This window comes from Priestia sp. SRI_019 (assembly GCF_057586255.1).
Genome location: NZ_JBYCZN010000002.1, coordinates 534641 through 561053 on the forward strand (window position 1 = coordinate 534641; position 26413 = coordinate 561053).

Annotated in this window: 25 protein-coding genes, 3 tRNA genes and 1 pseudogene; 12 read left to right on the forward strand and 17 right to left on the reverse strand. The window is 37.6% G+C overall.

Translation table 11 applies throughout. The features are described 5' to 3' along the window. Positions 1-62 precede the first annotated feature (62 nt). From AC2YJL_RS13005 to AC2YJL_RS13025, 5 genes and pseudogenes are all read left to right on the forward strand, one after another. A complete protein-coding gene (locus tag AC2YJL_RS13005; RefSeq protein ID WP_013056956.1) occupies positions 63-482 on the forward strand; it encodes a hypothetical protein in 420 nt (139 codons plus the stop codon). A gap of 336 nt (positions 483-818) precedes the next feature. Then, positions 819-1145 carry a YflT domain-containing protein gene (locus AC2YJL_RS13010; protein WP_013056955.1) on the forward strand — a complete coding sequence of 109 codons (327 nt, stop codon included), beginning with the start codon at positions 819-821 and terminating at the stop codon, positions 1143-1145. A gap of 109 nt (positions 1146-1254) precedes the next feature. Next, positions 1255-1521, forward strand: coding sequence for a hypothetical protein (locus tag AC2YJL_RS13015; RefSeq protein WP_230586558.1), 267 nt, complete (start codon positions 1255-1257; stop codon positions 1519-1521). A gap of 269 nt (positions 1522-1790) precedes the next feature. Beyond that, a complete protein-coding gene (locus AC2YJL_RS13020; protein ID WP_195694053.1) occupies positions 1791-2339 on the forward strand; it encodes a DUF3231 family protein in 549 nt (182 codons plus the stop codon). Between the two features lie 67 nt (positions 2340-2406). After that, a pseudogene (locus tag AC2YJL_RS13025) lies at positions 2407-2695 on the forward strand (hypothetical protein). Positions 2696-2720: 25 nt separating this feature from the next. Here AC2YJL_RS13025 and AC2YJL_RS13030 read toward each other — a convergent pair. Both AC2YJL_RS13030 and AC2YJL_RS13035 read right to left on the reverse strand, forming a co-directional pair. Next, positions 2721-4898, reverse strand: coding sequence for an FUSC family protein (locus tag AC2YJL_RS13030; protein WP_251568060.1), 2178 nt, complete (start codon positions 4896-4898; stop codon positions 2721-2723). Between the two features lie 188 nt (positions 4899-5086). Further along, positions 5087-5902 (reverse strand): hypothetical protein, encoded by an 816-nt coding sequence (locus AC2YJL_RS13035; RefSeq protein WP_060745703.1) that lies wholly within the window; start codon positions 5900-5902, stop codon positions 5087-5089. 178 nt (positions 5903-6080) lie between these two features. On the opposite strand from AC2YJL_RS13035, the gene AC2YJL_RS13040 reads away from it, so the two are divergent. Next, complete coding sequence (locus AC2YJL_RS13040) at positions 6081-7019, forward strand: VanW family protein (RefSeq protein ID WP_251568057.1); 939 nt, start codon at positions 6081-6083, stop codon at positions 7017-7019. 74 nt (positions 7020-7093) lie between these two features. On the opposite strand, the gene AC2YJL_RS13045 is transcribed toward AC2YJL_RS13040, so the two are convergent. From AC2YJL_RS13045 to AC2YJL_RS13055, 3 genes are all read right to left on the reverse strand, one after another. Next, the gene (locus AC2YJL_RS13045; protein ID WP_013056948.1) at positions 7094-7216 is read right to left on the reverse strand and encodes a YjcZ family sporulation protein; all 123 of its coding nucleotides are present in this window, start codon (positions 7214-7216) and stop codon (positions 7094-7096) included. Between the two features lie 188 nt (positions 7217-7404). Further along, positions 7405-7917 carry a GNAT family N-acetyltransferase gene (locus AC2YJL_RS13050; protein WP_251568055.1) on the reverse strand — a complete coding sequence of 171 codons (513 nt, stop codon included), beginning with the start codon at positions 7915-7917 and terminating at the stop codon, positions 7405-7407. Between the two features lie 79 nt (positions 7918-7996). Further along, entirely contained in the window at positions 7997-8224 is a 228-nt protein-coding gene (locus AC2YJL_RS13055) for a YczF family membrane protein (RefSeq protein ID WP_045290361.1), read from the reverse strand. Positions 8225-8369: 145 nt separating this feature from the next. Between AC2YJL_RS13055 and AC2YJL_RS13060 the strand changes: the two genes are divergently transcribed. From AC2YJL_RS13060 to AC2YJL_RS13070, 3 genes are read left to right on the forward strand one after another with little or no spacing between them, the layout of a single operon-like run. Beyond that, complete coding sequence (locus tag AC2YJL_RS13060) at positions 8370-9992, forward strand: spore germination protein (RefSeq protein ID WP_251568053.1); 1623 nt, start codon at positions 8370-8372, stop codon at positions 9990-9992. Continuing rightward, positions 9982-11205: a Ger(x)C family spore germination protein gene (locus tag AC2YJL_RS13065; RefSeq protein WP_487374777.1), complete on the forward strand. Its 1224-nt coding sequence runs from the start codon at positions 9982-9984 to the stop codon at positions 11203-11205. The genes AC2YJL_RS13060 and AC2YJL_RS13065 overlap by 11 nt, the downstream gene beginning before the upstream one ends. Before the next feature lie 20 nt (positions 11206-11225). Next, positions 11226-12326: a GerAB/ArcD/ProY family transporter gene (locus AC2YJL_RS13070; RefSeq protein WP_251568051.1), complete on the forward strand. Its 1101-nt coding sequence runs from the start codon at positions 11226-11228 to the stop codon at positions 12324-12326. A gap of 198 nt (positions 12327-12524) precedes the next feature. On the opposite strand, the gene AC2YJL_RS13075 is transcribed toward AC2YJL_RS13070, so the two are convergent. From AC2YJL_RS13075 to AC2YJL_RS13100, 6 genes are all read right to left on the reverse strand, one after another. Next, positions 12525-13925, reverse strand: a complete 1401-nt coding sequence (locus tag AC2YJL_RS13075; protein ID WP_251568049.1) for a Na+/H+ antiporter NhaC family protein — start codon at positions 13923-13925, stop codon at positions 12525-12527. Positions 13926-14139: 214 nt separating this feature from the next. Then, positions 14140-14211, reverse strand: a tRNA-Gly gene (locus AC2YJL_RS13080). Between the two features lie 19 nt (positions 14212-14230). After that, positions 14231-14312 (reverse strand) — tRNA-Leu (locus AC2YJL_RS13085). Between the two features lie 26 nt (positions 14313-14338). Further along, positions 14339-14412, reverse strand: a tRNA-Trp gene (locus tag AC2YJL_RS13090). Positions 14413-14633: 221 nt separating this feature from the next. Continuing rightward, positions 14634-16028, reverse strand: coding sequence for a phospholipase D-like domain-containing protein (locus AC2YJL_RS13095; protein WP_372586376.1), 1395 nt, complete (start codon positions 16026-16028; stop codon positions 14634-14636). A gap of 309 nt (positions 16029-16337) precedes the next feature. Next, on the reverse strand, positions 16338-16607 hold the full coding sequence (locus tag AC2YJL_RS13100; RefSeq protein ID WP_013083053.1) for a hypothetical protein: 270 nt from the start codon (positions 16605-16607) through the stop codon (positions 16338-16340). 504 nt (positions 16608-17111) lie between these two features. Here AC2YJL_RS13100 and AC2YJL_RS13105 point away from each other — a divergent pair. The 3 genes from AC2YJL_RS13105 (at position 17112) to AC2YJL_RS13115 (ending at position 19708) form a co-directional block, all read left to right on the forward strand. Continuing rightward, positions 17112-18230, forward strand: a complete 1119-nt coding sequence (locus tag AC2YJL_RS13105; RefSeq protein WP_230932567.1) for a GerAB/ArcD/ProY family transporter — start codon at positions 17112-17114, stop codon at positions 18228-18230. Positions 18231-18326: 96 nt separating this feature from the next. Then, a complete protein-coding gene (locus tag AC2YJL_RS13110; protein ID WP_028408627.1) occupies positions 18327-18560 on the forward strand; it encodes a hypothetical protein in 234 nt (77 codons plus the stop codon). Positions 18561-18586: 26 nt separating this feature from the next. After that, positions 18587-19708: a GerAB/ArcD/ProY family transporter gene (locus AC2YJL_RS13115; RefSeq protein WP_251568045.1), complete on the forward strand. Its 1122-nt coding sequence runs from the start codon at positions 18587-18589 to the stop codon at positions 19706-19708. 24 nt (positions 19709-19732) lie between these two features. Here the strand turns inward: AC2YJL_RS13115 and AC2YJL_RS13120 are convergent, their stop codons facing one another. From AC2YJL_RS13120 to AC2YJL_RS13145, 6 genes are all read right to left on the reverse strand, one after another. Beyond that, positions 19733-21067, reverse strand: a complete 1335-nt coding sequence (locus tag AC2YJL_RS13120) for an FAD-dependent oxidoreductase (RefSeq protein WP_121945042.1) — start codon at positions 21065-21067, stop codon at positions 19733-19735. A 241-nt stretch (positions 21068-21308) separates the two neighbouring features. Further along, complete coding sequence (locus AC2YJL_RS13125; protein WP_269067589.1) at positions 21309-21443, reverse strand: hypothetical protein; 135 nt, start codon at positions 21441-21443, stop codon at positions 21309-21311. An 82-nt stretch (positions 21444-21525) separates the two neighbouring features. After that, on the reverse strand, positions 21526-23607 hold the full coding sequence (locus AC2YJL_RS13130; protein ID WP_251568044.1) for a DNA topoisomerase III: 2082 nt from the start codon (positions 23605-23607) through the stop codon (positions 21526-21528). Positions 23608-23734: 127 nt separating this feature from the next. Next, complete coding sequence (locus tag AC2YJL_RS13135; RefSeq protein WP_230932564.1) at positions 23735-25390, reverse strand: DUF2339 domain-containing protein; 1656 nt, start codon at positions 25388-25390, stop codon at positions 23735-23737. A gap of 173 nt (positions 25391-25563) precedes the next feature. Beyond that, positions 25564-25800, reverse strand: a complete 237-nt coding sequence (locus tag AC2YJL_RS13140; protein WP_013056931.1) for a hypothetical protein — start codon at positions 25798-25800, stop codon at positions 25564-25566. A 99-nt stretch (positions 25801-25899) separates the two neighbouring features. Then, positions 25900-26343, reverse strand: coding sequence for a hypothetical protein (locus AC2YJL_RS13145; RefSeq protein WP_025752277.1), 444 nt, complete (start codon positions 26341-26343; stop codon positions 25900-25902). Positions 26344-26413 lie beyond the last annotated feature (70 nt).

Here is a 26413-nt window from a genome sequence, read left to right on the forward strand (position 1 = left end):
CTTTCCTAAAAATCTTTCCCCATTCCATTCTTTTTTCCTGTATACTTAAGAATAGGAAAGAGGTGCTTATCACGAGACATCCTGTAGAAACGATTTATTATTTAGAAAATCCACAGCGTAATATTTCAACATATGCTTCCACAACTCAGCTAACGGTTGAGTCTGTTGTGAAAGATGTGTTTGGTGTTGCTTGCGTAGCAGATATTAAAATTATGCTCCAATATAATAAAGAATTCCGCAAAAGTATTAGTCAATTACACAATGCAATGGACGATGATCTTACGTTAGAAATGGTTTTTCGAGTTGCTTCAAAAGAGGATTTGCTTCGCTTTAAAAAAAGCTTACTTGAAAGTAGTTTAGATGACGCAGAAACGTCAATAGACTGTCCATTCAGCGCAACCATTCAATTACAAGATGGTCGATATACATGGAACGAGTCTACTTCTGTTTATGAAAAACAAAAAGAACGTCTTTCATCTTAAATTTCTCTATTTTTATGTATGCAAAAAGCCTGGATCTTAGCTATTTAAGATCCAGGCTTTTTGCAGTTTGTACTGTACCTTAAAAGATCAAAAAAACGATGCAGGAAAAAGGCTAACTAAAGCTTCTTCCCGCTTATCCTTCACAGGATCCTCCTCAAAAATAACAGCGCTGCTTTCCCTTCTCCTATGTTAAGCTTTTTAACTCAATTTCAGAAAATAGGTTTTATCTCTTCCAATAACGTGTATACACAAACCAAGGAGATAAGTTACTTAAACTTCTCTTCATTACTCAACGTACTCGAGAAAGTTGTCTATCATACAAGGAGGTTTTTTGAAATGGTAAATGTAAAAGTAGTTGAAAATGGCGTACAGGCAAAGGATACAATCGAACAATTTTTGCGTGAAGGATTTACAAAAGACGAAGTTTATTTACTTGCACACCATCAAGATCGCTCCGAGGATTTAACAGCTGCAACAAATACAAACAATATCGGTCTTTCTGAACAAGGTGTTTTTGATGCGATTGCGAACGTATTTCGTTCTCGAGGAGACGAGCTTCGTGCCAAAATGCGTTCATTAGGATTATCACAGCCAGAAGCTGAACGCTATGAAGAAGAATTAGATCACGGCAAAGTAATCGTCGTTGCATCAAAAGTTGCTTAATCTAAAAGCCCTACAGCAGGGCTTTTTTATTTTGACTTACTCCCTTTCACCCTTTCATTAAAGAAGTCATTCATACATATGATTATGAAGATAAGAGTTACTGTGAGGAGTGATATATTTGATTATAGGAATTGAGTACACAAAACGTGTAAAAAATGGATTAGTCGTTAAAAATATTCCTTACAAGATACACGATAAACCTTGTGATGAAGGCTGCTGTAAAAATGATAAAACGATAGGCGTCAGAGACAAATTAAGAGTTAATTGGCTTTTGAATGTTTTTATGCCTAGCAAAAATATAACGGTATTTGATTATAAATATTGGTCAGAAGAACTAACTTCTTTATGGAGAGAGCATCGGAGAAAAACGATATAATACACCTGATAAAAAGACTCCTTGATAAGCAAGGAGTTTTTTCTATTTACTTCATTTTCTAGCCCCCACGTATTTATTACGCCTTGAGGCAATTTTTATACCTTTAGATGTAATGACAGTAAATGTATTTCATTGTAATTTGCTGTGTAAGAGGCTTTTTCTTCCACTCATCATAATCAATTTTATATGTAACATTTCTTAGCTGTGTTTATCCTTTTCTGCTGAAGGCAATAATGAAGATGCATAAACTATATAAAGGGTGAAAAGTTATGATTAACGTCATTGAGACACTACTTGATTATATAAAGAACTCTTCTACAGATGACTCGCCCCCTCCCCCACATATTGGTGAGGCTATGGGATGCTGGTTATATTTCACTGCTTTAGCGGAAGAAGTACCTGCCTTAGAAACCTGTCTTAATACAACAACTAACAGTGAACTGCTTAAGCTTATTCAAGACTCAAAAAACCTGGCTGAATCTCAGATTGATACCCTAAAAAAATTAATGGTTAAAGAAGGAATTCTGCTTCCTGAAATACCGGCTACCAAGCCGAAATCCGACCCTAACAGCATTCCATTAGGAGCAAAAGCAACGGATTCTGAAATCGCTAACTTAATATCTGTAAAAATTGCTTCTAATATCGTCATGTGCAGCACGAACATGGGACAGTCTATTAGAACGGATATTGGATTGATGTGGCTAAAATTCCACACTGAAAAGGTTATATTAGGATCAAAAGTAAAAAGTCTGATGCAGCAAAAAGGCTGGCTTAAAATTCCGCCTTATTATTATTCACCTGGAGCACCTCATAACTAATTGAAGTGTTTTAAGGTAAGCAGCATAGATACCCTTACATCTAACACATTTAACGAGGTGCTTGAACATGGATTTCCCTACAATTCATACAAATTTTTCGGGACACAGTCATTGGTGTTCCTGTCGTATTAATCGTGACGTAGCTGATCAAATGGCTTTTCCATCCTAAAAAGCAGTAGACTATTGCTTTAGCTGTTGGCGTGCTTTTTTCAGTATTTATCAGTCACCCTCATCATATTATTGCCGGATTGTTTATGGGATATTTTTATGGATACGCCGCAATTGGCAGCTATGCCGGTCTTAAAACAACGTGGAGAACGATTAGAAAAGATACGTCTCCTTATTCATCAGACTAAAAAACCAGCGAAATATTCGCTGGTTTTAATCTTCACTACTTATTTCTTCTGCTCCTAGCTCTTTGGCTAAGTGAACAACCGATTGATTGATTTTCCATACGTAATAAATGTTATGCAGCAGCTGCAGATGCTGTAAATTTCTTGATTGAACGGACGTATCAAAATAATCTAAAGATTGTTCAATCTTTTGTCTTACATCTTCAAGCGTGTATACATACGTTCCTCGCTCTCCTCGCAACGCTTTTTCAAGCTGAGTAAAGTTGCTTGCTACTTTCTCTTCCACTTCCTTTACTACGCCATGAAATTCCGCTTCCTTGTAAAAAGCCTCGTTTCTAGTAGAAGATGCTACCAAATGCTTGGCGTAATAATTAATGGCGGTAAAAACGGTCAAAAATTGCTGAAGACGTGAACGGCCAACGAAACCTTTGATAATAGGATCTGAATCTACATGAAGCTGTTTTAGCTTTTTTTCTAATTCCATTCCTTTATCAGCTAAATTGGCAAACGCATACTGCTTCGTAAAACGATGCAAATAAGTATGAACAAATTCTTTTAAAGCCGCTACGTATTCTACTGAGGTGTCGGTTATTTTATCTCTTGTTCTTTTAGGAAACACAAGAGCAGATACGGCTAGACCAATTCCAACTCCTACAACTGTATCTAATACGCGAGCTAGTAATAAACTCTCTGAAATCCCCCCAAGAAGCATGTCATACATAAAGGCCAGCATCATCGTAATCCAAAAGCTCATAAACGAATACGTAATAGGAAAGAAATAAAAAGCCATAAACACACAGATAAAAAGCAGCGTTATTTCAAGTATCCCGGGTGAGACAAAGCTTGCGACAACAAAGCCAACAGCTGCTCCTAAAAGCGTTCCTACGCTTCGCTGCACGGCTTTTACAAACGTACTTCCTATCGTTTCTGTACCAAGAAGCACTAGATAGCCTGCTAACAGCGCCCAATATTGATGCGATGGAGATAAAAAAGAGCCAAATATTAATGTCGCAACAGCAGTGATGACCGCTTGAATAGACTTTTTCGTAGAGGGTTTTAATCCTTTTTCTTCATCATTGTCCTCTTCGTCTTCTTTTTCTTCCGCTTCTTTTTGAGGCTGTTTTTCTTGTTTCACAATTGCTTGCTGCAGCTCATAGGCTTCATCAATCACGTGATTTGATATCGTTTCGATACGGCGGATTAAGTAAAGCCACTCTTTATACCTTTTATCTTGAGGTTCGAGTTCACTTAATTTTTGGCGCAGCTCTTGCAGATGCTGAGCTGCATCCGTTAAGGAATGAGTAGGTTTTTCATTTAATACTTCTGCTTCGCGAATTGATTCCACTAGCTTTAACAGCAGCTGCTGAATATCAAAATGATTAAATGCCTTTAATTCACTGAGCTTTCGAATCGCCGGGGAATATGTCTGGAGCAGCATAACTGTATCAAATACATAAAGCCGCATCTGTTCAGCTGTTACGCCAGGCCATATGTCGTGGGGATCTGTATTTCCAAGCTCTTCTGATACTACACGGGCATACTCGGCCAGTTTTTTAATATTGCGGTTATATTGTTTGATTTGAGCCGGTTCAATTTGTTTCTTTTGAATTAACTCAATAATTAAATCAAGCACCAAATTCACTTGAATATGAAATGATTTCATTGAAGACCTCAGTACGTTGGCAGGCCGGTCTTTAAAGATAACAAAATTATAAATAAATGCACAGCATGCTCCTACTATAACGCCAGCTAACAGCCACGGCAGCTGAGAAAATGTGACGTGTAAAATAGAAGCAAAATAAAACGACATAAAGGCCACCATCGACAGGGAAAAATAGCGAATACCAAATCTCTGTAAATAAAAAGACAAAAACACCAACAGAACAAGAAAAATATTTTCTACTTGTCCATATCGTGATAAAAACGAGCCAATTCCGAGAGAAACGGCGCTAGAAAGCGCTACTAAGCCTGTTGTCACTTTTTTTGCTTTTGTTGTTTCATCATTCACGACCAATATACCCATCAGGCCGATTACGCCTGCTAAAATAGCAGCGGTAATTTGTGAGCTTCCCGCTGCTTTTAATACGATGAGCATAATAACGACCGCTGTAATGACGCTAATCGTAGCTTTAGAAGCCGTTTTGAGCCTTTTTCGTCCAGGGTCTGCAGCAACTAAGCGGCTGAACCAATATGAAAAAATAAACACCCTCTCCTTTCGTGCTGTAGAGTTCTTTGCAGAAAGAGTAATATTATTACTTATACCCTTTTTTATTCTTTTCTATCGTATGTAAGCACGTTTTTACACTATAACATTGCGAAGGACTAAAGTGCTAAACAAATGCTTAAAAACACATCTGTTTTCGGTCAGATGTGTTTTTAAGCATTAATCAGTACTTACAATGTAAGTGAAGAAATTTCCCACCCGTTTGTTAACGGATTTCTCTTTAAAGTAAAAACCATCGTGGTCTTTTGAGCCCCTTTATCTTCGTAATAAATAAGGCAATCTACGGCGATTTTCTCTTTTGTTTTATACTTTTTTGCATGAAATACGTCCGTTTTATAATAAATAGTGGAGATACTATGCAGTTTTGCCCATAGCTTATGCTCTTGCTTCACGCGCAAAATCGGCTGCATCAAAGCATCATCATCTTGCTTTAATCCTGTTAAAAACATATTTACGACTTCTGCCGGCTCAGCTTTTAATGCATATTCATCAAGCTTTCCTCCTGCTTTTAATACCATTAACTGATGACCTGGATCCACATTTTGAGACTTGTGAGTCGTACTTCCTGCAAAATGAATGCAAAAATGACCGGGGAATCCATTGTCAAGCGCACCGGCTCCGTGAGGCATTCCGTTCATGGAAGCGGCAAGCATTTGACCTTTAAACGGAATGAGAACAGCTCTTCGGTTCCAGCTCCATTTCCCATTATATAAGTGCTTCATTACTTTCGTATCTTGGCGTGTAAGCGGCTGAGCATCTGCATGGTGTGAGCCTGCTCTTCGCTGCACGTAAAAGTAAAAGCCGGTTTCTACATCGATCACTTTAAACTTTTTCCCCTTCGGCAGTAAGCTTTCTACACGTTTCCACTTTAATACTTTTCCTGTGTCACTTACCGGAAAGTACGTAAGGTTTTCTTCTGCTTTCATCTTTTGGGGATGCACAAAAAAACTAATAAGCATAAAGACTAAAATCATTAATTTTGTCATTGTCTACCCTCATTACCTTGTAGTTTCTCTATGTAATATGCGAAAGTACACATACAATTATAAATAGAAATTTTTACACGCTCGCCTCATGGAAAATAATACAAAAAAGAGCTTGTGAATCCTATACATTAAACGGTTCATTTTATTCATACTAACAGGTGAAAGCGAGGTATATGTTATGAATTTCACTTGGATGGTTGGACTTTTAATGCTCATTCAACCTCTTTCTACACAAGACCACCTATCTATTACTCATGACGGTAAACCAATTGAACGGATTGAACGGGACAAAGTAGCCGTACCTCTTCTTCCTGTCCCTATGGTTGATCATGACAGATACAATCTTCTTCTAAAAGAATTGGATAAAAAAACATATAGAGAGCCCATAAATGCCCGCATTGATAAAAGCGGACAAATTGTTCCAGAGCAAGCGGGTGTCAAACTATATCATAAAGATTTTGCGGAGAAATTTTATACTTATTTTTTTAGCGGCGGTACGTCAACATTAGAAATCCCGACGCTTCCTGTTCCGCCTCGCGTAGATAAAGAACTGCTTGCAACGATTCGAATTAAGCAAATCGGTCATTATCATACGGTATTTAACCCTCACAATAAAAATCGTTCTCACAATATTTCTCTTGCGGCTGAATCACTAGACAGCAGCGTCATATTTCCTGGGGAAGTTTTCTCTTTTAATCAAACCGTCGGAAAAAGAACGGCAGCAAAAGGGTATATGCGTGCGCCAATCATTGTAAAAGGAGAGTATTCTGAAGGAGTTGGAGGAGGAATTTGCCAAGTTTCTTCTACTTTATTTAACGCCGTCGATAACGCTGGCGTAACGATTACACAGCGTTACTCACACAGTCGCAGTGTTTCCTACGTACCTCCTGGACGAGACGCTACCGTCAGCTGGTATGGACCTGACTTTCATTTTAAAAATACGTATAGTGATCCTTTGTTGATTCGAGCGCAGGTGCAGGGGGGAGTCATAAGCGTGGCCGTTTACTCTACTGATGCGATTGAATATAAGCCTCGGCGCGTGCCTTGGGCTTCTATTGATCAATTGCCGAGAGAGAAAAAAATTGAATCGCATGTTGATACTGAGCCTGCCGATTAACCATCTTTTCCAGCATTTTATAATGAACACAAAAAAAGCCTAAAGGGTATCCTTTAGGCTATTCAGTGATATAATTAGCAGCCGTAGCCGCCACCGTAACCACCGCTATAACAACTACATCCGATAATTACTAATAGAATAAATAATACAACTAATAAAGCGAAACCAGAACCAAATCCACATCCAGCATTAGACATACAAGCACTCCCTTTCAACGTGATTTTCTGTTGCTAAAACAAAGAAGGTTCAAACATGGGGTGTTTCTCATGGATAGCTTATTGTATGTCTGCCTAGACGTTTTGGTTTGCTGTTCTGCTCATTTTTTTAAAATTGGGCTTGTTTTCGTCTTTACAACTTGGAAAATGCAATTCCGTAAAAGTAAAGTTCATTTCCACTCTTCCTTTAAAATCGCGTAATAATATTCATCCCACCATCCTTTTTCAGTTGGAATACATTTTTTAAAATACCCTTCTCTTCTCATCCCGATCTTCTCCATAACACGATAAGAAGACGTATTCTCAGGCTGACAAGTAGCAATAATCCGATGCAGGTTCATTGTGTTAAAGCCATAGTCCACGATTGCTTTTGCCGCTTCTGAAGCATATCCTTTCTGATGATAGAAAGAATGAAATACCCAGCCAATTTCATAAGTATGGTCCCCAAAATAGTTAAAAAAGACGATATGACCAATTAGAATTTTTTCGTTTTTTAATACAACTGGAAAATTTTTAGCATTTTCTTTCATATTTTCATTTACAAATTTCTTTGCATCATCTTTACTAAAAACACCTTCTGGTATGTACTTCATGACATGAGCGTCAGATGTATATGCGTAGACATCTTGCCAATCTTCATAGTTAAATTTGCGTATTAGTAGTCTGTCAGTATCAATGTTCATGTGGTTCTCCCCTATCTCAAAGCTATCTTTCTATACGCTTGTTTCGATAGTGAAGAGATAAAAACCTTTTTGCACCAAGTTACTGTTGTTTTTGTTGCCGCTTCTTTAAAAGAAGATAAAGAGACTCTGCGAAAAAGAAAAACAAAAGAGAAAAAAGGACAAATAATTCGGCCACTTCCATTACACGAAACGGGCTTAACGCATTGTATAGTGCCTGCAGTACGTTCGTTCCTTGAAAAAGATCAATTCCTACAGACAGAGCGATCACAGATCCAAATAGCAGCAGGCTAACTCCAATAATTTTCATATGTCTACTCCTCACCTAATCGTTACTTACCTCATAGGGTCGTCATTTTCATTTACCGTCATGCAAAAGATATTTTGTTAAAAATTACATAATTATACGGTTTTTGGTCAAATTAATAAAAACTACAGTAAGGGTGCTTTTATTTATGCCTTCGTTCTTTAAAAATCTAAAATCTAAAAATAAGCTTCAACCTCAGGCAGATCAAACGAACAGCAAACAAACAGTGTCTTCTCTTAAGAATTTGCTGTCTGAGAACCTTACCCTCATTAAAGAGAAAACTGGAAACAGCTCAGATATTGTGATTCGTCATTTTAAACTAGGTGTCAATAACAGCTTAGCTGCTGCTATCGTCTACATAGAAGGGATTGTAGATAATCAGGCTATTCAAGATTACTTACTGCAGTCTCTTATGAAAGATAATCAAAAAAACGAACTAAACGATAAAAATGCATTAGAGTTAATTTCCGAAGACATCGTGACAATCGGCAACGTATCGTTTGCAGACAACTGGAATGATTTACTGTCTTCTTTGATGTCAGGAGACAGCCTTCTTATTGTCGACGGCATAAACCGCGTACTCAGCGTAAGTACACAAGGCGGTGAAAAGCGTGCCATTTCAGAATCTACTACCCAAATGGTAGTGCGGGGACCAAAAGGTGCCTTTACTGAGTCTATTGGCACAAACTTAGCCATGGTGCGCCGAATTATTAAAACACCTGACTTATGGCTAGAATCGATGAAGATTGGCCGTGTAACTAAAACGGATGTCACTCTTATGTATATTCATGGCATCGCAAACGATAAAGTTGTAAAAGAAATTCGAAAGCGATTAAAAAACATTGATATTGATAGTATTTTGGAATCAGGTTATGTTGAGCAGCTAATTGAAGATCAAACGGTCACTCCTTTTCCAACTATTTATAATACAGAAAGACCCGACGTGGTGGCAGGTAACCTTTTGGAAGGAAGAATTGCTATTTTTGTGGATGGAACTCCTTTTGTACTTATTGCTCCAGCGTTGTTCATTCAATTTTTCCAATCGGCTGAAGACTACTACGCACGCTTTGATATTGCGACGTCCATTCGTCTTTTGCGGGTGTTTATGTTTATGATTTCACTTATCGCTCCTGCTACGTATGTGGCGGTTACGACATTTCATCAAGAGATGGTACCCACAACGCTTATTGTAGCTCTTGCGGCACAGCGAGAATCCGTTCCATTTCCCGCGTTTGTAGAAGCTTTTTTTATGGAAGTCACCTTTGAAATTTTACGTGAAGCTGGGATTCGTTTACCAAAAGCTATCGGCTCTGCCGTATCGATCGTCGGAGCTCTTGTTATTGGGCAAGCAGCGGTTCAAGCAGGGATCGTCTCACCAGCTATGGTTATTATCGTATCGATTACAGCTATTGCTAGCTTTGCAACGCCGTCTTTCGATATGGCTATTTCAGCGCGTTTAATTCGTTTTTTATTTATATTAGGGGCGGCTACATTCGGTTTCTATGGTATTATTCTTATTCTTTTAATGGGGGTTGGACACCTGTGCAGCTTACGTTCATTTGGTGTTCCTTATATGACGCCATTAGCACCGTTTATTCCTGCAAGCAATGAAGATACGTTGATGCGGTTGCCATGGTGGACGATGAGAAGAAGACCTAAGTTAATTACTGATAACAAAGTTCGTCAAAGCAAACATCAAAAGCCTGAGCCTCCTTCTTCAAGAGGTATGATTAACCAAGAAATGGAAGAAGATGATCAAAATGAAACGTAAAAGTTTATTTTTACTGGTAATGACCATAATGATGGTATTGCTTACTAGCTGCTGGAGTAAAAAAGAGTTAACGGATCTTGCACTTGTATCGGCAATGGGAATTGATAAAACGAAAGACGGGCGGTATGAGCTTACCTTTCAAATTATTAACCCGGGAAATGTAGCTGGCTTACAAGGGGGCGGCGGTACCCAAAGTCCGCCTGTTACGATCTATTCTGCTTCCGGTGATAATTTAGTTGAAGCAAGCAGGCGCGCTTCAGCTAGAATTTCCCGAAGACTTTATTATGCCCATACCAACTTAGTCGTGATCGGAGAAAAACTAGCGCGTGAAGAAGGAATTAACATTCTTATTGATTCTATTGATCGCGATCCTGATTTTCGAATTACGACTTCCTTAGTAATCGCAAACCAGTCAAGTGCTGCTGATTTGGTAAAAGCACTAACACCTGTCGATAAAATTCCAGCAAACAAAATTATGAAAACGCTGGAGTTCACTCAAAGAAAATGGGGAGAAAATCTAAAGGTTTCCTTTCAAGAAGTGATGAGATCTCTCGAATCTCCCGGAGGAGAAGCACTGGTCTCGGGTTTTCGTTTAGTTGGAAATCCTAAACAAGCAGAAAAATTAGCTAACCTCCAGCAAAGCGCACCAGAAGCTACCCTTCGTGCTTCTGGCATTGCTGTTTTTAAAAATGGAAAGTTAATCGACTGGTTGTACAATAGTCCAGCCAGAGGCAGCGTTTGGATTCTTGATAAAATACAAGGAACCGATATTAATATAGACTGGAAAGGAAAAAAAGAAGCGCTTGCCTATCAAACAGTTCGTCAAAAAACGGATGTATCTGTAAAAATGGTAAAAGGAAAACCTTATGTGTCCGTTCACACTCGCGTAGAAGGCGATCTTGGAGAAGTGGAGGTCCCTGTTGATACACGTCAACCTGCTGTACTCAAAAAAATGGAAAAAGCAGCAGGTAAAGAAATAAAAAAAGAATTACAAACAGCTATTAAACAAGCTCAGACAGACAAAGTTGACATCTTTGGATTTGGAGCAGCGCTGGAACGCACGAGGCCTAGCCAGTGGGAAAAACTCAAATCAGAATGGGATGACGTTTACTTTCCAAAATTGAATGTAGACGTTACAGTAGAAGCTTACATTCGCCGAACGGGTCTGCGCAATAAATCGTTTCTCTCTAGCGTAAAAGAAAAACAACAATGAGGTAAGGAGGTTCTGGCTATATGGAAAAAGCAAAAATCAGCGCCACTCAATTATTTATTCTCATGGTGTTATTCGAACTGGGAAGCGCTCTATTAGTTCCTCTTGCAATGAGAGCGAAGCAAGATGCATGGCTAGCTATTTTAATTGGCATGCTGTGCAGCTTTTTTTTCTTTTTAGTTTATCACAAGCTCTATTCCTACTATCCGGACCTCCTGCCTACAGAGTATATGCAGAAAATTTTAGGTAAGACACTGGGAACGCTTCTTGCATTCGTATATATCGTTTATTTTTTATACGATGCATCACGAGTTCTAAGAGATTTCGGAGAGATGCTTCTTACTTTTGCTTATCCCGATACGCCTTTATTTATTGCCAATGCCTTATTAATGCTGGTCATTATCTATATAACCCGAAAAGGAATTGAAGCGATAGCGAGATCAGGAGAGCTTCTGTTTATTTTTATGTATTTTCTGGCTGTTGCAGGCTTCATCTTAATTATTAGCTCAGGGCTAATTGATTTTAAGAACTTACAGCCGGTATTAAAAGAAGGAGTACTCCCCGTTGCGAAAATTGCTTTAACCGAAACGCTATATTTTCCTTTCACAGAAGCTATTGTATTTACCATGCTTCTTCCTTACTTGAGCAACCCAAAAAAAGCGAGTGTCACTATGCTATGTGCAACGGGATTAAGCGGAATTAATCTAATTATTACGATGATCATTAACATTAGCGTGCTTGGAGTTGATCTAACCACAAGATCACAGTTTCCTCTTCTGAGTACTGTCCAAACGATCCAAGTAGCTGATTTTTTAGAGCGTCTAGATGTATTTTTTATGTTCGCTATGGTTATTGGGATTTATTTTAAAGTTAGCATCTTGTTTTATGCTTCTATAATAAGTACAGCTACTTTATTTAAAATTAAATCTCCTTCCCGTCTAGCGTATCCTTTAGGTATCATTGTGTTATTTTTGTCGATTACAATCGCTAGTAATTTTCAAGAACACCTTTATGAAGGGTTGCACGTAGCGAGATTTCTTTTACATATGCCGCTATTTTCTATCATACCTATACTGCTTTTGATTATCGCCTTTTTGAAAAATAGGAAGAAGCAGCAAAGATAGTATATCTCTAATAAATAGAAAAAATAGCGTTAAAATTATCGAGGTGATGTTTGTGTATATATGGTTTTATGATCATTTTGTTAATACCATCTTATTTCCGCTTACTTGCATCGTGCTAGTGTGCGTATCATTAGGACTGTATGCATACTTTAAGCTGAAAAAAATGAAAAATTGATACTAGATGGCTATTTCCCTCATCTAAAACAAGAAAGATACAACGAGATAAAAAGCAACTGTTATTCCAGCTGCAATTAAAGCTGGCTTTAATTTATACTTGGCATATTCAATAACAGATAAATCTAATATTTTGGCGATGGTATTCGTATCGTCGCTTAAAGGCGAAGAAAACGCTCCAAATGAACCGCTTGCAAACACCGCACCGATAATTAATGGCAAAGAAAGATCTGCAGAACTCGCAAGCGATACGCCAAGCGGCATTAAAATCCCCCACGTCCCCCAAGCAGACCCGATAAAGTAAGAAATAGCAGCTCCAAACACAAACATAAAAGGAGTGACAAACATTTGAGGAATCCACTTAGAATGTGCGGTCACGAAATTCGAAAAACCCAAGTCTTCTGTAACAGCGGATAACCCCCATACTACCGATAACAGCAAAATAACTGACATTAAGTCATTCCCTCCTGTGATAAACCCATTAAGCAAATTCTGTAATGTAAAGCGCTGAAATAAGAAAAAAATGAGGGTAATTAACGTAGTCATAATTAAAGCTACTACCATCGCTTCTAGCACGTCTGCTTTAATAAATGCTTCAAAAAAGGTGTGACTCTTACGATGTCCACTCCACCATGTTAAAAGTAAGGTGAGTGAAATCACAATAAGTAAAGGCACTAACAGATTCCAAGGCTTAGAAGGCAAATCCTTCGATACGCAAGGATGACAATCATGCCAATCTTTTTCGTCTTCTTTCTTGAGCTTCATAGGAGCTGTAGATGTTGAATGATGAAAAAAGCTTAAATAAATCCCTACTAAAATAATCACAATCGAAAAGAAATTATAAGGAATGCTTTGAATGAACAAAGAATAAGCGTCTTGTTTTATGCCTTGATGATCAATCGCCATTTGAATGATGGATACCATGTATCCTACAAATGCCGTTGCCACGGGAATTAAGACGATAACAGGAGTAGCAGTTGTTTCAATAACAAACCCTAGCTCTGCTGTCGTCATTTTCACTTTTTTCAGCAGCGCTCTCATGATGGGCGCGATTGTAACAAAACGAAATGTGGGAGCACTGAATGTTCCAATGGTTGAAACATAGGTTAAAATAAGGGCTTTTTTTCTTGTATCAATTCTTTCAGCAGCTGTTTCTACAAAACCTTTAACTCCTCCAGCCATCTTAATCATTCCGATAAGCCCTGAAAACGCGTATAAAAAGACGACGATTTCTATATTACTTTTATTTCTAAGAGCTTGTACAACATAGTGAAGTAGCTTTTCAACACCTCCGATAATCGAATGATCAATTAAATAAGCGCCTACTAATAAGCCTAAAAACAACCCTGGCAGCACTTGTTTCGTGAAAATAGCTATGGGAATAACAATTAAAAACGGTATAATCGAAAACCAACTAGATTCCATAGGACTCTCCCCTATCTTAAAAACCATATTAGATGTCTTCACGTATCGTTCATTAGCTTTTAATGTAACCCCAATATTGTGTGTGTATTCACGAAAGCAACACGTATAAGCAGTACTGCTTTAATAAAATATTTCTGATTACAAACAGCATAATAAAACTCTTTATTTCTACAACAAAAAAGCAGTTTGCACATGCAAACTGCTTTTGAAAAGAAGCGGAAGACGAAGTTCGAAATCGCGACCCCCACCTTGGCAAGGTGGTGTTCTACCACTGAACTACTTCCGCGCATATATGAAAGTAAAGATGCAGGTGAAGGGACTTGAACCCCCACGTCATAAGACACTAGATCCTAAGTCTAGCGCGTCTGCCAATTCCGCCACACCCGCGTGTGAATTAAAAGCTAACTCCAAAGTGGCAGGGGCAGTAGGAATCGAACCCACACTGACGGTTTTGGAGACCGTAGTTCTACCTTTAAACTATGCCCCTAGAAATGATTTCTTCAAAAGAACCTCGTTTATTAACGACGCTATATCATAATAAAAAATATATGGAATTTCGTCAATAGATCTTTTGATGAATCATAACTAGTACTAGCGGTTTTCAAAAAACTGTGAGGCATATCACAGCTTTTTACACATTACCTTCACCAGCTGCAGTCCTCTTTAATCTCCCCTATTTGTTTTTAGAGACTCTGCTGTAACAAAGTACTATACAAAATGTCTCCAAAATCTTGTAAAGACCGAAAGAATATGTAGGAGTGCAGATTTTACAGGAGGCACGTTTTTTTGAGAATCCGTATTAACATTCACAGGTTCTCCCTCATTCCCCACAAGCATACTGTGAGAAATTTTAGTTTCAATAGCCCCTGTTAACTCGGCTGCAAATTCTTCACTATCTATCATAACCATGGATTCAGTGTTTAAAAATGCAGATCGTGAATCTAAGTTAAAAGAACCAACTGCACTTAAACGCTGATCATAAACAACAGATTTCCCGTGAATTGAATAAGGCTTTTGATATTCATAAAGCTTCGAACCAGCTTTTATAACGCGATTCTTTACTCCCAAGTATGCAGAAAAAGCCATCGCATTTGGCGTGGATGTAATCGAATTAGTTAAAATAATTCTTTGCACTTTTGGTTTCACTCGCTTATCTATATACTGTTCCATCTCTTTTGTTGGTACGATATAAGGACTTTGAACAACAATGGATTTTTCAGCTTGTTGGGAAAGCTTAATAAATGTTTTCCATATAAAAGGACTTTTATTCATTCTTTGGATAGGATTTGTAATAAAAGAAACTTTTCTTGTAGGTATCGTTGATTCTCTCCATACAATATAAGGATGAACAAAAGGTTCGTTTGCTTTTTTGGCCTCTTCGTATTGATCTATCAACAATTTTTTTCCTGAAAGACCGCGAAATTGTTTAGTTTTGTTGAGCTTTGGAAAAGCTTTGCGTGTATACGGATGAGTCCATAATTTCTCTACATACTTCTCCATCGAGAGAATGGCACTATGACTTTCTTGCTTTGTGTTATAAATCAGCACATCACGGTCATAGACAAAATTTTTATTTGGTTGACTGGCCAAGTATTTATCTCCAATGTTTCGTCCTCCACTAATACCTAATTGGCCATCGACTACTATTATTTTATCGTGAAGACGATTATGCCATGTCCAAGGTTTAAAAATAATAAAGGGCTCATAGTACTTTAATTCAATATTATTGTGGAAAGCTAGAGCATACAGAACATTTTTTCTCTTGCCTTTTAACCCATGAGAGATCCCGTCTAACAGCACTCGAATACGTATACCTCGATCCGCAGCTTCGAATAAAGCGCCCATAAGTAAATCCGAAGAACGACCTTTACCGATGGAAAAGTACGCAATATCGATTGTATGCCTCGCTTCTTGAATCATCTGCATCCGAACAAGTCCTGAAAAATAACCATTTTCTAAAAGCATAACTCGGTCTGTGGATTCTTTCTTCCCGTAAAAATTCTCAGTATTCATTACTTTTAAGTCTTTTCCCTTGTGCAAAGGGACATAAAACAGTACCACTGCAGTTACGAATACATATATGAAGTACAATACGACAATCATTATTAGTATATTTATTAGCATGTTTCCTGTCACAATCCCTTCCCATTCTTATTCTTCTGTTTTTATTAGGATTCTTACTTTTTTAACTTCTATACCTTTTAAAATAAGAATGGAATGATGGATTATTTATTACACCACTGTTGATTTCCGTGCCAGTCTTCGCCTTTCCCTCCAAACAATAGCTAGAAGCAATTATATAGATGAAACCTACGTTCATACTACCAATAAAAAAAGCAGAAGTTGATTATCTTCTGCTTTTACAATTTATACTCTCTATTGTGAACCTGCCTAAGTAAAACAGCGGCTCTTTTATTGATTAAGGTCGTTCTCCATATCTTTTATATCTTGCTGAAACTCTGTTAAACGCTGACGCTGTGTTTCAGAAGCATTTTCAAGCGCATTCTCAATTTGCTGAGAGGCTTCATTCACTTCACCTATCGCTTGCTTCGCTTCATGGCCGTACGATGCATCATTTTTAGCTTCATTTGCTTGTTCATATGCATCTACTGCTTCTTTATGCCCCTGCTGCGCTGCTTGAAACGATTGTTGTTTATCTTTATTATATGGGTATTTTTTCATCATAGTGCTCCTTTCCATTTGTTCACTCTTTAGTGTGGCATTTTTCTACTTATTCATACGATGCTTCAATAGGTTAAGGCTAAGTGAATATTCCTCATAACAAATCCCTCAATCATTTAAGAGCCCTAGAAAATATCTTCTGTCTCCTGAAATATTTTCTATATTTTACAGAAATGTATAATCACTTTCTTTAGCGGACATCATACGAATAGCTTATCTGAACGAAAAAATGTATTGGGGTTGACTGCATGCACTTGTTTCTTTCCTTTTTGATCATTTGTGCAGGGATTATATGGATGGAAATAAAAAGATTACCTCAACACTCCCATAAAAAGGAACGGAACATTTTTATTGTGTTCATGACAGTCAGTATCATAATAGCTCTTGCAAAAATCTTTCGGCTGCCTCTACCGAACCCTTCTGATTGGGTAGAAGGAATGTTTCGACCTTTAAGTCACTTATTATTCCGTTGGATCACTTAATTAGTGTATATGGCAAAAGGATGTGCTCATTTTGCTTAATGAAATCAATATTTCAGCTGCGCAGTTTCGCAAATTAGTAACTTTGTATAGCATCGGAAGCACCATTATTGTTGTACCTGCCGCTATTACAGCTGATGCTCATCAAGATGCCTGGATTGCCGCACTCTTCGGTGTAGCATCAGGCATTGGCTTAGTTTTGCTTTTTACCTCACTAGGAAAAATGTTTCCAACGCTTACGCTGATGGAAATGAACGAAAAAATTTTAGGCAAACTATTTGGAAAGATTGTTTCTGCTGTTTTTGTGTTATCCAATTTATTTATCAGCAGTCAAGTTCTTTACTATGTAGGGAATTTTCTCACTACACAAATTCTTCCCTACACGCCGCTTACAGCCATTCACATTGCATTTATGGGTGTGGTCATCGTAGGAGTACGCCTAGGAATAGAAGTTATTGCACGAAGTGCCGAGATTTTATTTCCTTGGTTTGTCGGATTATTCGGACTTCTCATTTTGTCTATGATCCCTCAAATTAAAATAGAGCATATTCAGCCTGTGTTCGAAATCCATCCAAAAGCTTTTATTCGGGCTGTTTTAACGTTTTTAAGCATGAGTTCTTTGACTTACACTATTCTGCTTATGATTTTTCCTTCCCATACACCAGACACGAAAAAGGCCACTCAATCCTTTTATATAGGTAATATAGCCGGTGGACTAGTGATGGTTACGTTAATCTTACTCGGAATTCTAGTACTTGGTCCTTATTACTCCCAAATCACCATGTTTCCAAGCTATGAATTAGGAAGAAGAATTGATGTAGGAAACTTTCTTCAAGGAATTGAAGTAGTCATTGCTATTTTGTGGTTTATTACTCTCTTTTTTAAACTTTGCATTTACTTTTACGCTACTCTTTTGGGGTTTGCCAATGTATTTCATATAAAGGACTACAAGCTATTTTCTTTTCCAGTCGCGCTCATTATGATTACCCTTTCCCTTATTGTGTATCCAAACGTTTCTTATCAAAAGGATTGGGATACAAAAACGTGGATTCCCTACAGCTTACTTGTAGGCATCTTATATCCACTTTTCCTTTTAATTGCAGGGTTTATTCAAAATAAAAAGCGGCGTTCTAGCAATGGATAAAAACTCACAAACCTTTAATAAAGAATGCACCTTCAGTATAAGTAATTATTTTTCAGGAAAATATAACATTAATTATTCATGTATAGGAGCTAGTGTATGCTAGGGGTATTGGGGTTGCTTATTGTTTGCACGCTCGTCATTTGGTTTGAAGTACCTAAACTACGGCAAAAAAAAGCAAAGAAAGAACTGTGGCTATTCTATACAGTTCTTGCAATCGGAATGGTCGTAAGCATCTGTAAAGCACTTGGTTTAAATGTTCCAAATCCTTCTGATTTATCAGCTGCTATCTTCAAGCCAATCAGCATATTTTTACTTCATTTATTATCTTAAGACGTTAAGACGAGGAAGTGAATACAGTGAAACCTGTAGTTAAAATTTCAACGATTCAATTTTGCATGCTCGTTATGCTTTATACAATTGGAAGCACAATTGTTATTGCTCCAGCAGCTATGACTGTAGATTCTAAACAAACCGCTTGGATTCCAGCTATCCTTGGAGCAGTATGCGGATTTGTATTAGTGAAAGTATATATAGCTCTAGGACTTTTATTTAAAGATAAAAATCTGATAGAAATCAATGAAGCAGTGTTTGGAAAATATCTAGGAAAAGGTGTATCTTGTTTATTTGTCACGTCTACTGTCATAACATGCAGCCGCATTGTATACTACGTGGGGAGTTTTTTAAATACACATATTATGATGGAAACTCCGCTGATTGCTATTCACATTATTTTTATGCTTGTGGTTGTGTTCGGCGCAAGACTCGGACTAGAAACCATCGCACGCTGCTGTGAAATATTTTTCCCTTGGTTTATTGGCCTTCTCGGAATTTTCATCTTCTCACTGACTCCTCAAATGAAAGTAGAAAACCTTATGCCTTTATTAGATATTCACTTAAAGCCGCTGACTCATTCAGTTTTCACCTTTCTTAGCATCACTTATTTTACTTTTGCTCCTTTAATGATGGTATTTCCTCTTCATTTAAGAAAACCTGAAAAAGGTGCTAAAGCTTTAATGAGCGGAAGTCTGTTAGGTGGATTTATTATGGTAGCGATCATTCTCTTTTGTATAATGGTTATTGGCTCTTATCATTCTTCAACTACCATGTTTCCTGTATACGAAATGGCTAAGCGAATTGAACTGGGGAATTTTTTGCAAGGAATTGAAGTAATTATTGCTATTATATGGTTTCTTACTCTTTTCTTTAAAGTTTCTCTCTATTTTCATGCTTCTATCGCTGGGCTTTGCCACATTTTTAACGTTAACGAAACTCGATTTCTAACGTTACCGATGGGGTTAATCGTTACAACTTTTTCTATTATCGTTTATCCAACTATTATCTATCAAAAAACATGGTTAGCCGAAACGTGGATTCCCTATAGTTTTTTCGTAGGAGCTTTTTATCCTTTTATTCTCCTTACTATAGGCTGGATCCGCTTTAGACCTGCTAAAATAAAAAAGATAATAAAATCCACATAAAAAAGCAGGTAGTCACCTGCTTTTTTATGCTTGAAGCGCTTGAAGTCCTGCTTGGTTTAAGAAATGCCAAGGCTTATTAAAATGCGGCTGAAAGAAAAAGTCCATAAAGCCAAGCTCATCAATCGTCATTTCCTGCTGTACACATACAGACAATGTATTGATTGCTTGAGTAGCATCAATTTTAGAAATAACCTGTGCACCTACAATTCGTCTTGTTTCTTCTTCATATACTACTTTTAACGTAATATTTTCGTACGTTGGCATGAATTCAGGTCGGTTATTCTCTGATATTGTGATACTTTTCACATTCATATCAAAAAGAGAAGCTGCTGTTTCAGTTATGCCGGTAGATGCAACATTGTAATCATAAATATGCAAGCCTGACGTTCCTTGTGTTCCCATATACTTAATCGTTGGCTTAACAAGGTTTTGAGCTACTAATGTTCCCATTCTAACTGCATTGGTAGCAAGCGGAATATAGGCATGTTTCTTAATCGGATTGTAGTAAATGGCACAGCTATCTCCGGCAGCAAATATATCTTTTTTGCTTGTTTGCATATATTCATCAACCACAATTGCGCCGTTTGGAAGCATGTCTACTTGTCCTTTTACTAAGTCTGTATTTGGACGGAAGCCAACACACAGAATAACAAGATCCGCTTCGTATTCGCCTTCAGTTGTCACTACTTTTTCAACAGATCCCTCACTGCCTACAAATTTCGTAACCGCTTGGTTTAATGCTAATTTAACTCCTCGATTTTCAAACTCAGTTTCCATTAGATTCGTAAATTCTGGATCAAGATATTTATTTAAAATGCGATCAGCACTATCAATAAACGTCACTTCTTTTCCATACACTTCGAATGCTTCTACTAATTCTGCACCAATATAACCCGCACCAATCACGGCTATTTTCTTCGCTTGCTTCGCTTTTTCAATAATGTGATTAGCATGCTGATAGTTTTTACAAAGCACAACATTATTTAAATCGATGCCTTCAAGGTTTGGAATAATCGGCCATGATCCAGTTGTCATCACTAGTTTATCAAATGTATCTTCAAATTCTTCGTTGGTTTCTAAATTTCGTACAGCTATTTTTTTGTCTTCTGTATCAATATTCGTAACTTCATGTTTCATTTTCATATTTACACCCATCTCTTGCAATTCAGACGGTGAAGAGTAAAATAAGCCATTTGCATCTTTTACGACCCCGCCTACATAGAGCGCGATTCCACAAGACAAAAATGAAACATTATCATTTCGCTCATAAACTGTAATTTTAGCTTCTGGATAAAGTTCTGCCATATTTTTTACTGCTGCCGTTCCTGCATGTGTACACCCTACTACTGCAATTTTCATAGATGATATCCCCCTTAGGATTATAGAAAATATAATATTGTGAAGCTTTTCACATATATTGTGAAATGTTTCACATATCTTTTACAATTCTTATTATACAAACTTGTTTGTTCTTTTTCAAGAGATATGTGAAAAAAATCACATACTTTTTTAAAAAAATATGTTACAGGGTTCTTTAAATAGCGTTGAAGCTTGATATGATGCGCTTTTCTTGCTGATGCGCTGCTGATGAAAAATTTCATCAGCTTGTTTTTTTACGTAGAAATTCACTATCCAATGCACTCTCCATCCAAAAAAATAAGACGGATAAAAGAGTCACCGCTAAAATGATTAGTACCATCACTCCTACTATAAAGAACAAAATCAAACGATCCATATTCCACTCCACCTTACTTACTCATCACTTACTCCATATTATACGAAAAAAGTGCGATACCATGGTATCGCACTTTTCGACGTTAGTTATCTTTTTTATCTTGAAGAGCTTGTTTTAAAGCATCACCCAAACTTGAACCAAATGCTCCATCATCATTGTATTTGTTAAGAAGCTTTCGTTCTTCTCGTTTTGAAATCTTTTTCTTTTTGTCCTCAGCTTTCTCCACTACTTGACATGAACGGCATTGGAAGTACGTACCCGCTTTTCCTGAGTGAATTTCCATTCGCTTGTGACACTGCGGACAGCGTCGATTCGATAGTTTAGGGTCTTTTGCGCGTCTATAACTGCACTCAAGGCTTGAACAAACGAGCACTCTTCCTTGCTTTGTTTTCTTTTCTTTCAAGAAAGAACCGCATTCCGGACATTTAGAACCCGTTAAATTATGAGGTTTGTACGTTTGATTACTCGTTTTTACTTGCTTAACTAGCTTTTCTGTTTGTTCGCGAATATTTGTTAAGAACTCTTTTGCATTTCCTTTTCCTTTAGCAATTGCTTCTAAGTCACGTTCCCACTTAGCTGTAAGCTCAGGCGACTTTAACTCATCTGCTACTAGGTCAATCAGCTGCTTCCCTTTTTTGGTTGCGTGCAGACGATTGTTTTGGCGATCAATGGATTCATTTTGCAGAAGTTTTTCAATAATATCTGCACGTGTTGCCGGGGTACCTAAATTATGTTTTTCCATTTGTCCAAGAAGATCCGCTTCTGTATAGCGCTGCGGCGGCTCTGTAAATGCACTTTTCATCGTTACATCTTGAATGAGCAGCTTGCTGCCTTCTTCCATATCAGGCAGCTTCACCGTTGCTTCTGAGTCTCCACCAGAAACTTTTTTGAAACCTGCATTCACGACTTGCTTTCCGCTTGCTACTAACTGTTCCCCATTTACTTCAAGCTCTGCTTTAACCACTTCATACTCATATGCAGGATAAAATAATGAAATAAATCGCTTTGCAATTAAGTCATACAGCTTTCGTTCATCAGCTGATAAGTCCTGGAGAAATACAGGCTGATCCGTTACGATAATAGCGTGGTGATCACTTACTTTTTCGTTATTAACCACTCGCTTTGGCAACTGTGCATTTCTTAAAATTGGACGAACCTCTTCTTTATATACAGCAGAGATGCTTTCCAAACGCTCTTTCATAGTAGAAACCATATCTGTTGTTAAATAACGGGAATCTGTACGTGGATACGTGACTAACTTATGCTGTTCATATAACTTTTGAAGTACATTCAATGTCTTCTTAGCAGAGAAGTTAAAGCGTTTGTTAGCATCTCGCTGCAGTTCGTTTAAGTCATAAGGAAGCGGCTGCGCTTCTTTATGCATTTTGCGTTTAATTGTTTTTACAACTGCCTCACCTGATAATTTTGAGTGCAGCTCTTTTGCGCGTTTTTCATCAAAAATGCGCTTTTCATTGCCCTTTTGCCAAGCCGCTTCAAAAGATGAAAACTGCGCTGTAAGCGTCCAATATTCACTAGGTTTGAATGTGTTAATTACTTGTTCACGCTCAATTATCATCGCAAGCGTCGGTGTTTGTACCCTTCCTGCCGACAATGGTTCTTCGTATTTAGTCGTTAACGCTCTCGTTACGTTTAAACCGATAAGCCAATCGGCTTCTGAACGGCAAACGGCTGAGTCGTACAAGCGATTAAACTCTTTTCCTGGTTTTAACTGTTTAAATCCGTCACGAATTGCTTTATCCGTTTGAGACGAAATCCAAAGGCGTTTAAACGGCTTGTTCCAGCGTATCTTTTCCATAATCCAGCGTGCTACAAGCTCTCCTTCACGCCCTGCATCAGTCGCAATAATTAACTCGCCAATATCCTTTCTTTTTGCTAGATCGGATACTGTGCGAAACTGAGAGCTCACTTTACGAATTACTTTTAATTTCATTTTTTCAGGCATGATTGGCAGATCTTCCAATCGCCATGTTTTATATTGGTTATCATAATCCTCTGGTGTTTGTAATTCAACTAAATGACCGAGTGCCCATGTTACGACATACTTTGGTCCTTCAATATACCCTTTTTTTGTTTGTGTGCTGCCAAGTACGCGCGCAAGATCACGTGCTACACTTGGCTTTTCTGCTAATACAAGTGATTTCATTTTATGTATACCTCCAATTCACTTGTTCCATTATACATGATTGTATACCTTTTGTACGACTTCAAGATTAAGTTTACATAATCACATTATAATAAAGAAAGCTGAAGAATTTCTCTTCAGCTTCGAGCTACTTCTTTTTATAAAATAGTCGCGAGATAATTAAACCGATAGCTCCTAAGACGATAAATAACAAGGCTCGTATAGCCATTGGGATAAAAGGTAAATCGTATAAAATGAGTTTAAAAAGTGTTAAGAACAAAATGCCCACGCCGATATACGTTGCTGTTTTAAACGTTTTAAGTGATCCTATTACAAATGCTGCAATGGACATCCCTAACCAAACGGCCGTCATAATAAGCGTTTGCGGATTAGTGGAAAGATGATTGGTGCCAGCGACCGTCACTTCCGTAGCAAAAATTAAAGAAAGAATAGAAAAAACAATACTTCCTCCAATTTTGAACATATCGTGCTCATCTTGTTCTGTTTTTTGAACGCTGATCCATATAAATACTGGAATAGAAGCTAACACAACAAGCCAATTTAATGTCGGAAGAGACAGCACTCGTTCGATTGGTGTAACTAAGATATACGTTGCGCTCAGTATATAAATCGTATAAGAAAATAGTTGATGAAGTAGATTTTTATACGTCATGGCGATATAGTAAACAGCCAGTCCTTGAATCACATATAAAATAACTCCTTCTCTTAAATCGACGAGCTGATGAATAAAAAACGCTACTGCAACAATTAAATAGGTAATAAAAAATTCAAATTTCTCTTTAGAACTTCTTACTGCGTAAACACCTAATGCGTAAATAATGACTAGCGCAAGCAGCACCATTGTGGTCGTGCCATCGTCAAAAACGGCGAGCAGCCAGCCGTACGTAACTGCTAAACTCGATAAAAGGGTAAACGCATATACTTGGAGTACGGATTGTGATAGAAAAAAACTTGAAATTAAGCATAAATGCTGAATAAGAATCGCCATACCTAATAACTCTTTTACACCATTATCACCAACAAACGAGTAATAAATGAGTAGCGTAAGATTTAATAGTACCGCGGAAAGAACATATAAAATTGAATATTTTTGTTTGACTGCCACATATAAAAAGGCAATATACAGAAGCGTTTCATAGCCAATGAAAACGAGCGCATTAGGCGAATTACTTTCAATAAGAAAAGGAACTAGTACGCCTCCAACCGCGCTAATAATCCCTAATGCCTGTGAACGATAAAAGACTGTCGCGATAATCCCTAGGATAATCCAGCTCGCATTTAGTATAAAAGCAAGCGTTGGTCCCGCTAAATGATACAGGCTATGCATCGCAAACGTCGTTAACATGAGAATAGGAATAGCTCCTCCTACAAGTACTTGCCCGAGCACCAACCTGCCCTTTTTAATTTGGAAATGACCTGTCACAGCAAAACCTATTGAAACAACGAAACCGAGAACAACTTTTGCTTTTTCATTCATTAACCCATAGTCAGAGGCTGCTTTAAATCCCCATAGCACGCCAATAATAAATACAAAAATAAAAATTCTCGGCAGCCATGTTTGAAAAAGGACTTTTTCCCAATCAACGGGTTCTTCTATTGCCTGTGAGCTTTTAGCTGCTGGTTGAGCAGGACGTTTAGTCGTCTCCTCACGCTGCTTGGGAGGAGCGTGAACTGCTTTTGGTCTTGGAGAATTTGTTTTATATACGAGCGACTTTAGCCTGGCTACGTCTTCTTCTAAACTGCTTATTTTTCGTTCAAGTTCTTCTATTCTTTCTTTTTCCATTTTCTCTCACCCTTTCCCTTTAAAGTATTTGTGATGTTTATATGTATATCTAACAGAACTTAACTATTATACCATTAAAAGGGATATACCTTAGAAACATTCTACTTTAAGCAAAAAAAAATACAGCGCCCTTTTCAAAAGAAAAGTTCGTTGTATAGGATGTGCTACATTTTTTATGTCACTTTCTCGCTGTATGTACTATGAAATCCCGCTTCGATGTGGGCTACTTGAAAGCTATGGTGACCAATTAAATATTTAACAATATCCACACGGTCAATTTTACCGGGCTTATTATTCATTGCTTCTCGCACCATAGATTGAAATGTTTCTTTGCAAAACTTCTTTTCATGAAGCAGAATCGTTTCACAATACTCTTCATGGTCTCCCTCTGAAATACGATAATAATGCATTTCTTTCACCCCTTTTTAATGTTATACCTATTACATACCCCAAATATTGCTATTTTAACAAATTAATTTTATTATTCTTTCTTTTTCCATATATATAGTTTATAGGGCAACGTTTCGAAACTCGTCGTTATAAATGCTAATTTGAAGCCGCTGAGAAAAACGTTCTTGTTCGATATATGTTTCAGGCATTAATCCAACAGGATATACCTTAGGGTTTTCGCCACTGCCTAATATGTATACATACATCTTTCCTTCGCTTGTATATCGAACCTTCGTCGAAATCCCCCCTTGCCCTTGAAGAGGCGCATAAACAGCTCTTACATTATCTCTTATTTCTTGTACAAACCCATGCAGTTCAACATCAGAATCATAATAATGATTTGCTTCATACAAGCCGTAAATACGAGACTTATCGATATCACATAATATGTTCCAAAATTCAGATAAATCTTCTTGGAACAACACTTGAATAAAATTCCGTGCAGCTTCTTGCTGTTCGTTTGTTAATTCTTTTGTTAGCGCAAACTCTTCATTCTTTAACATCTCAGTCACCTCCCTTTTGTATGTAATACGACAAGAGATAAAAATAACCTCTTTTTTTCAACTTATTAGC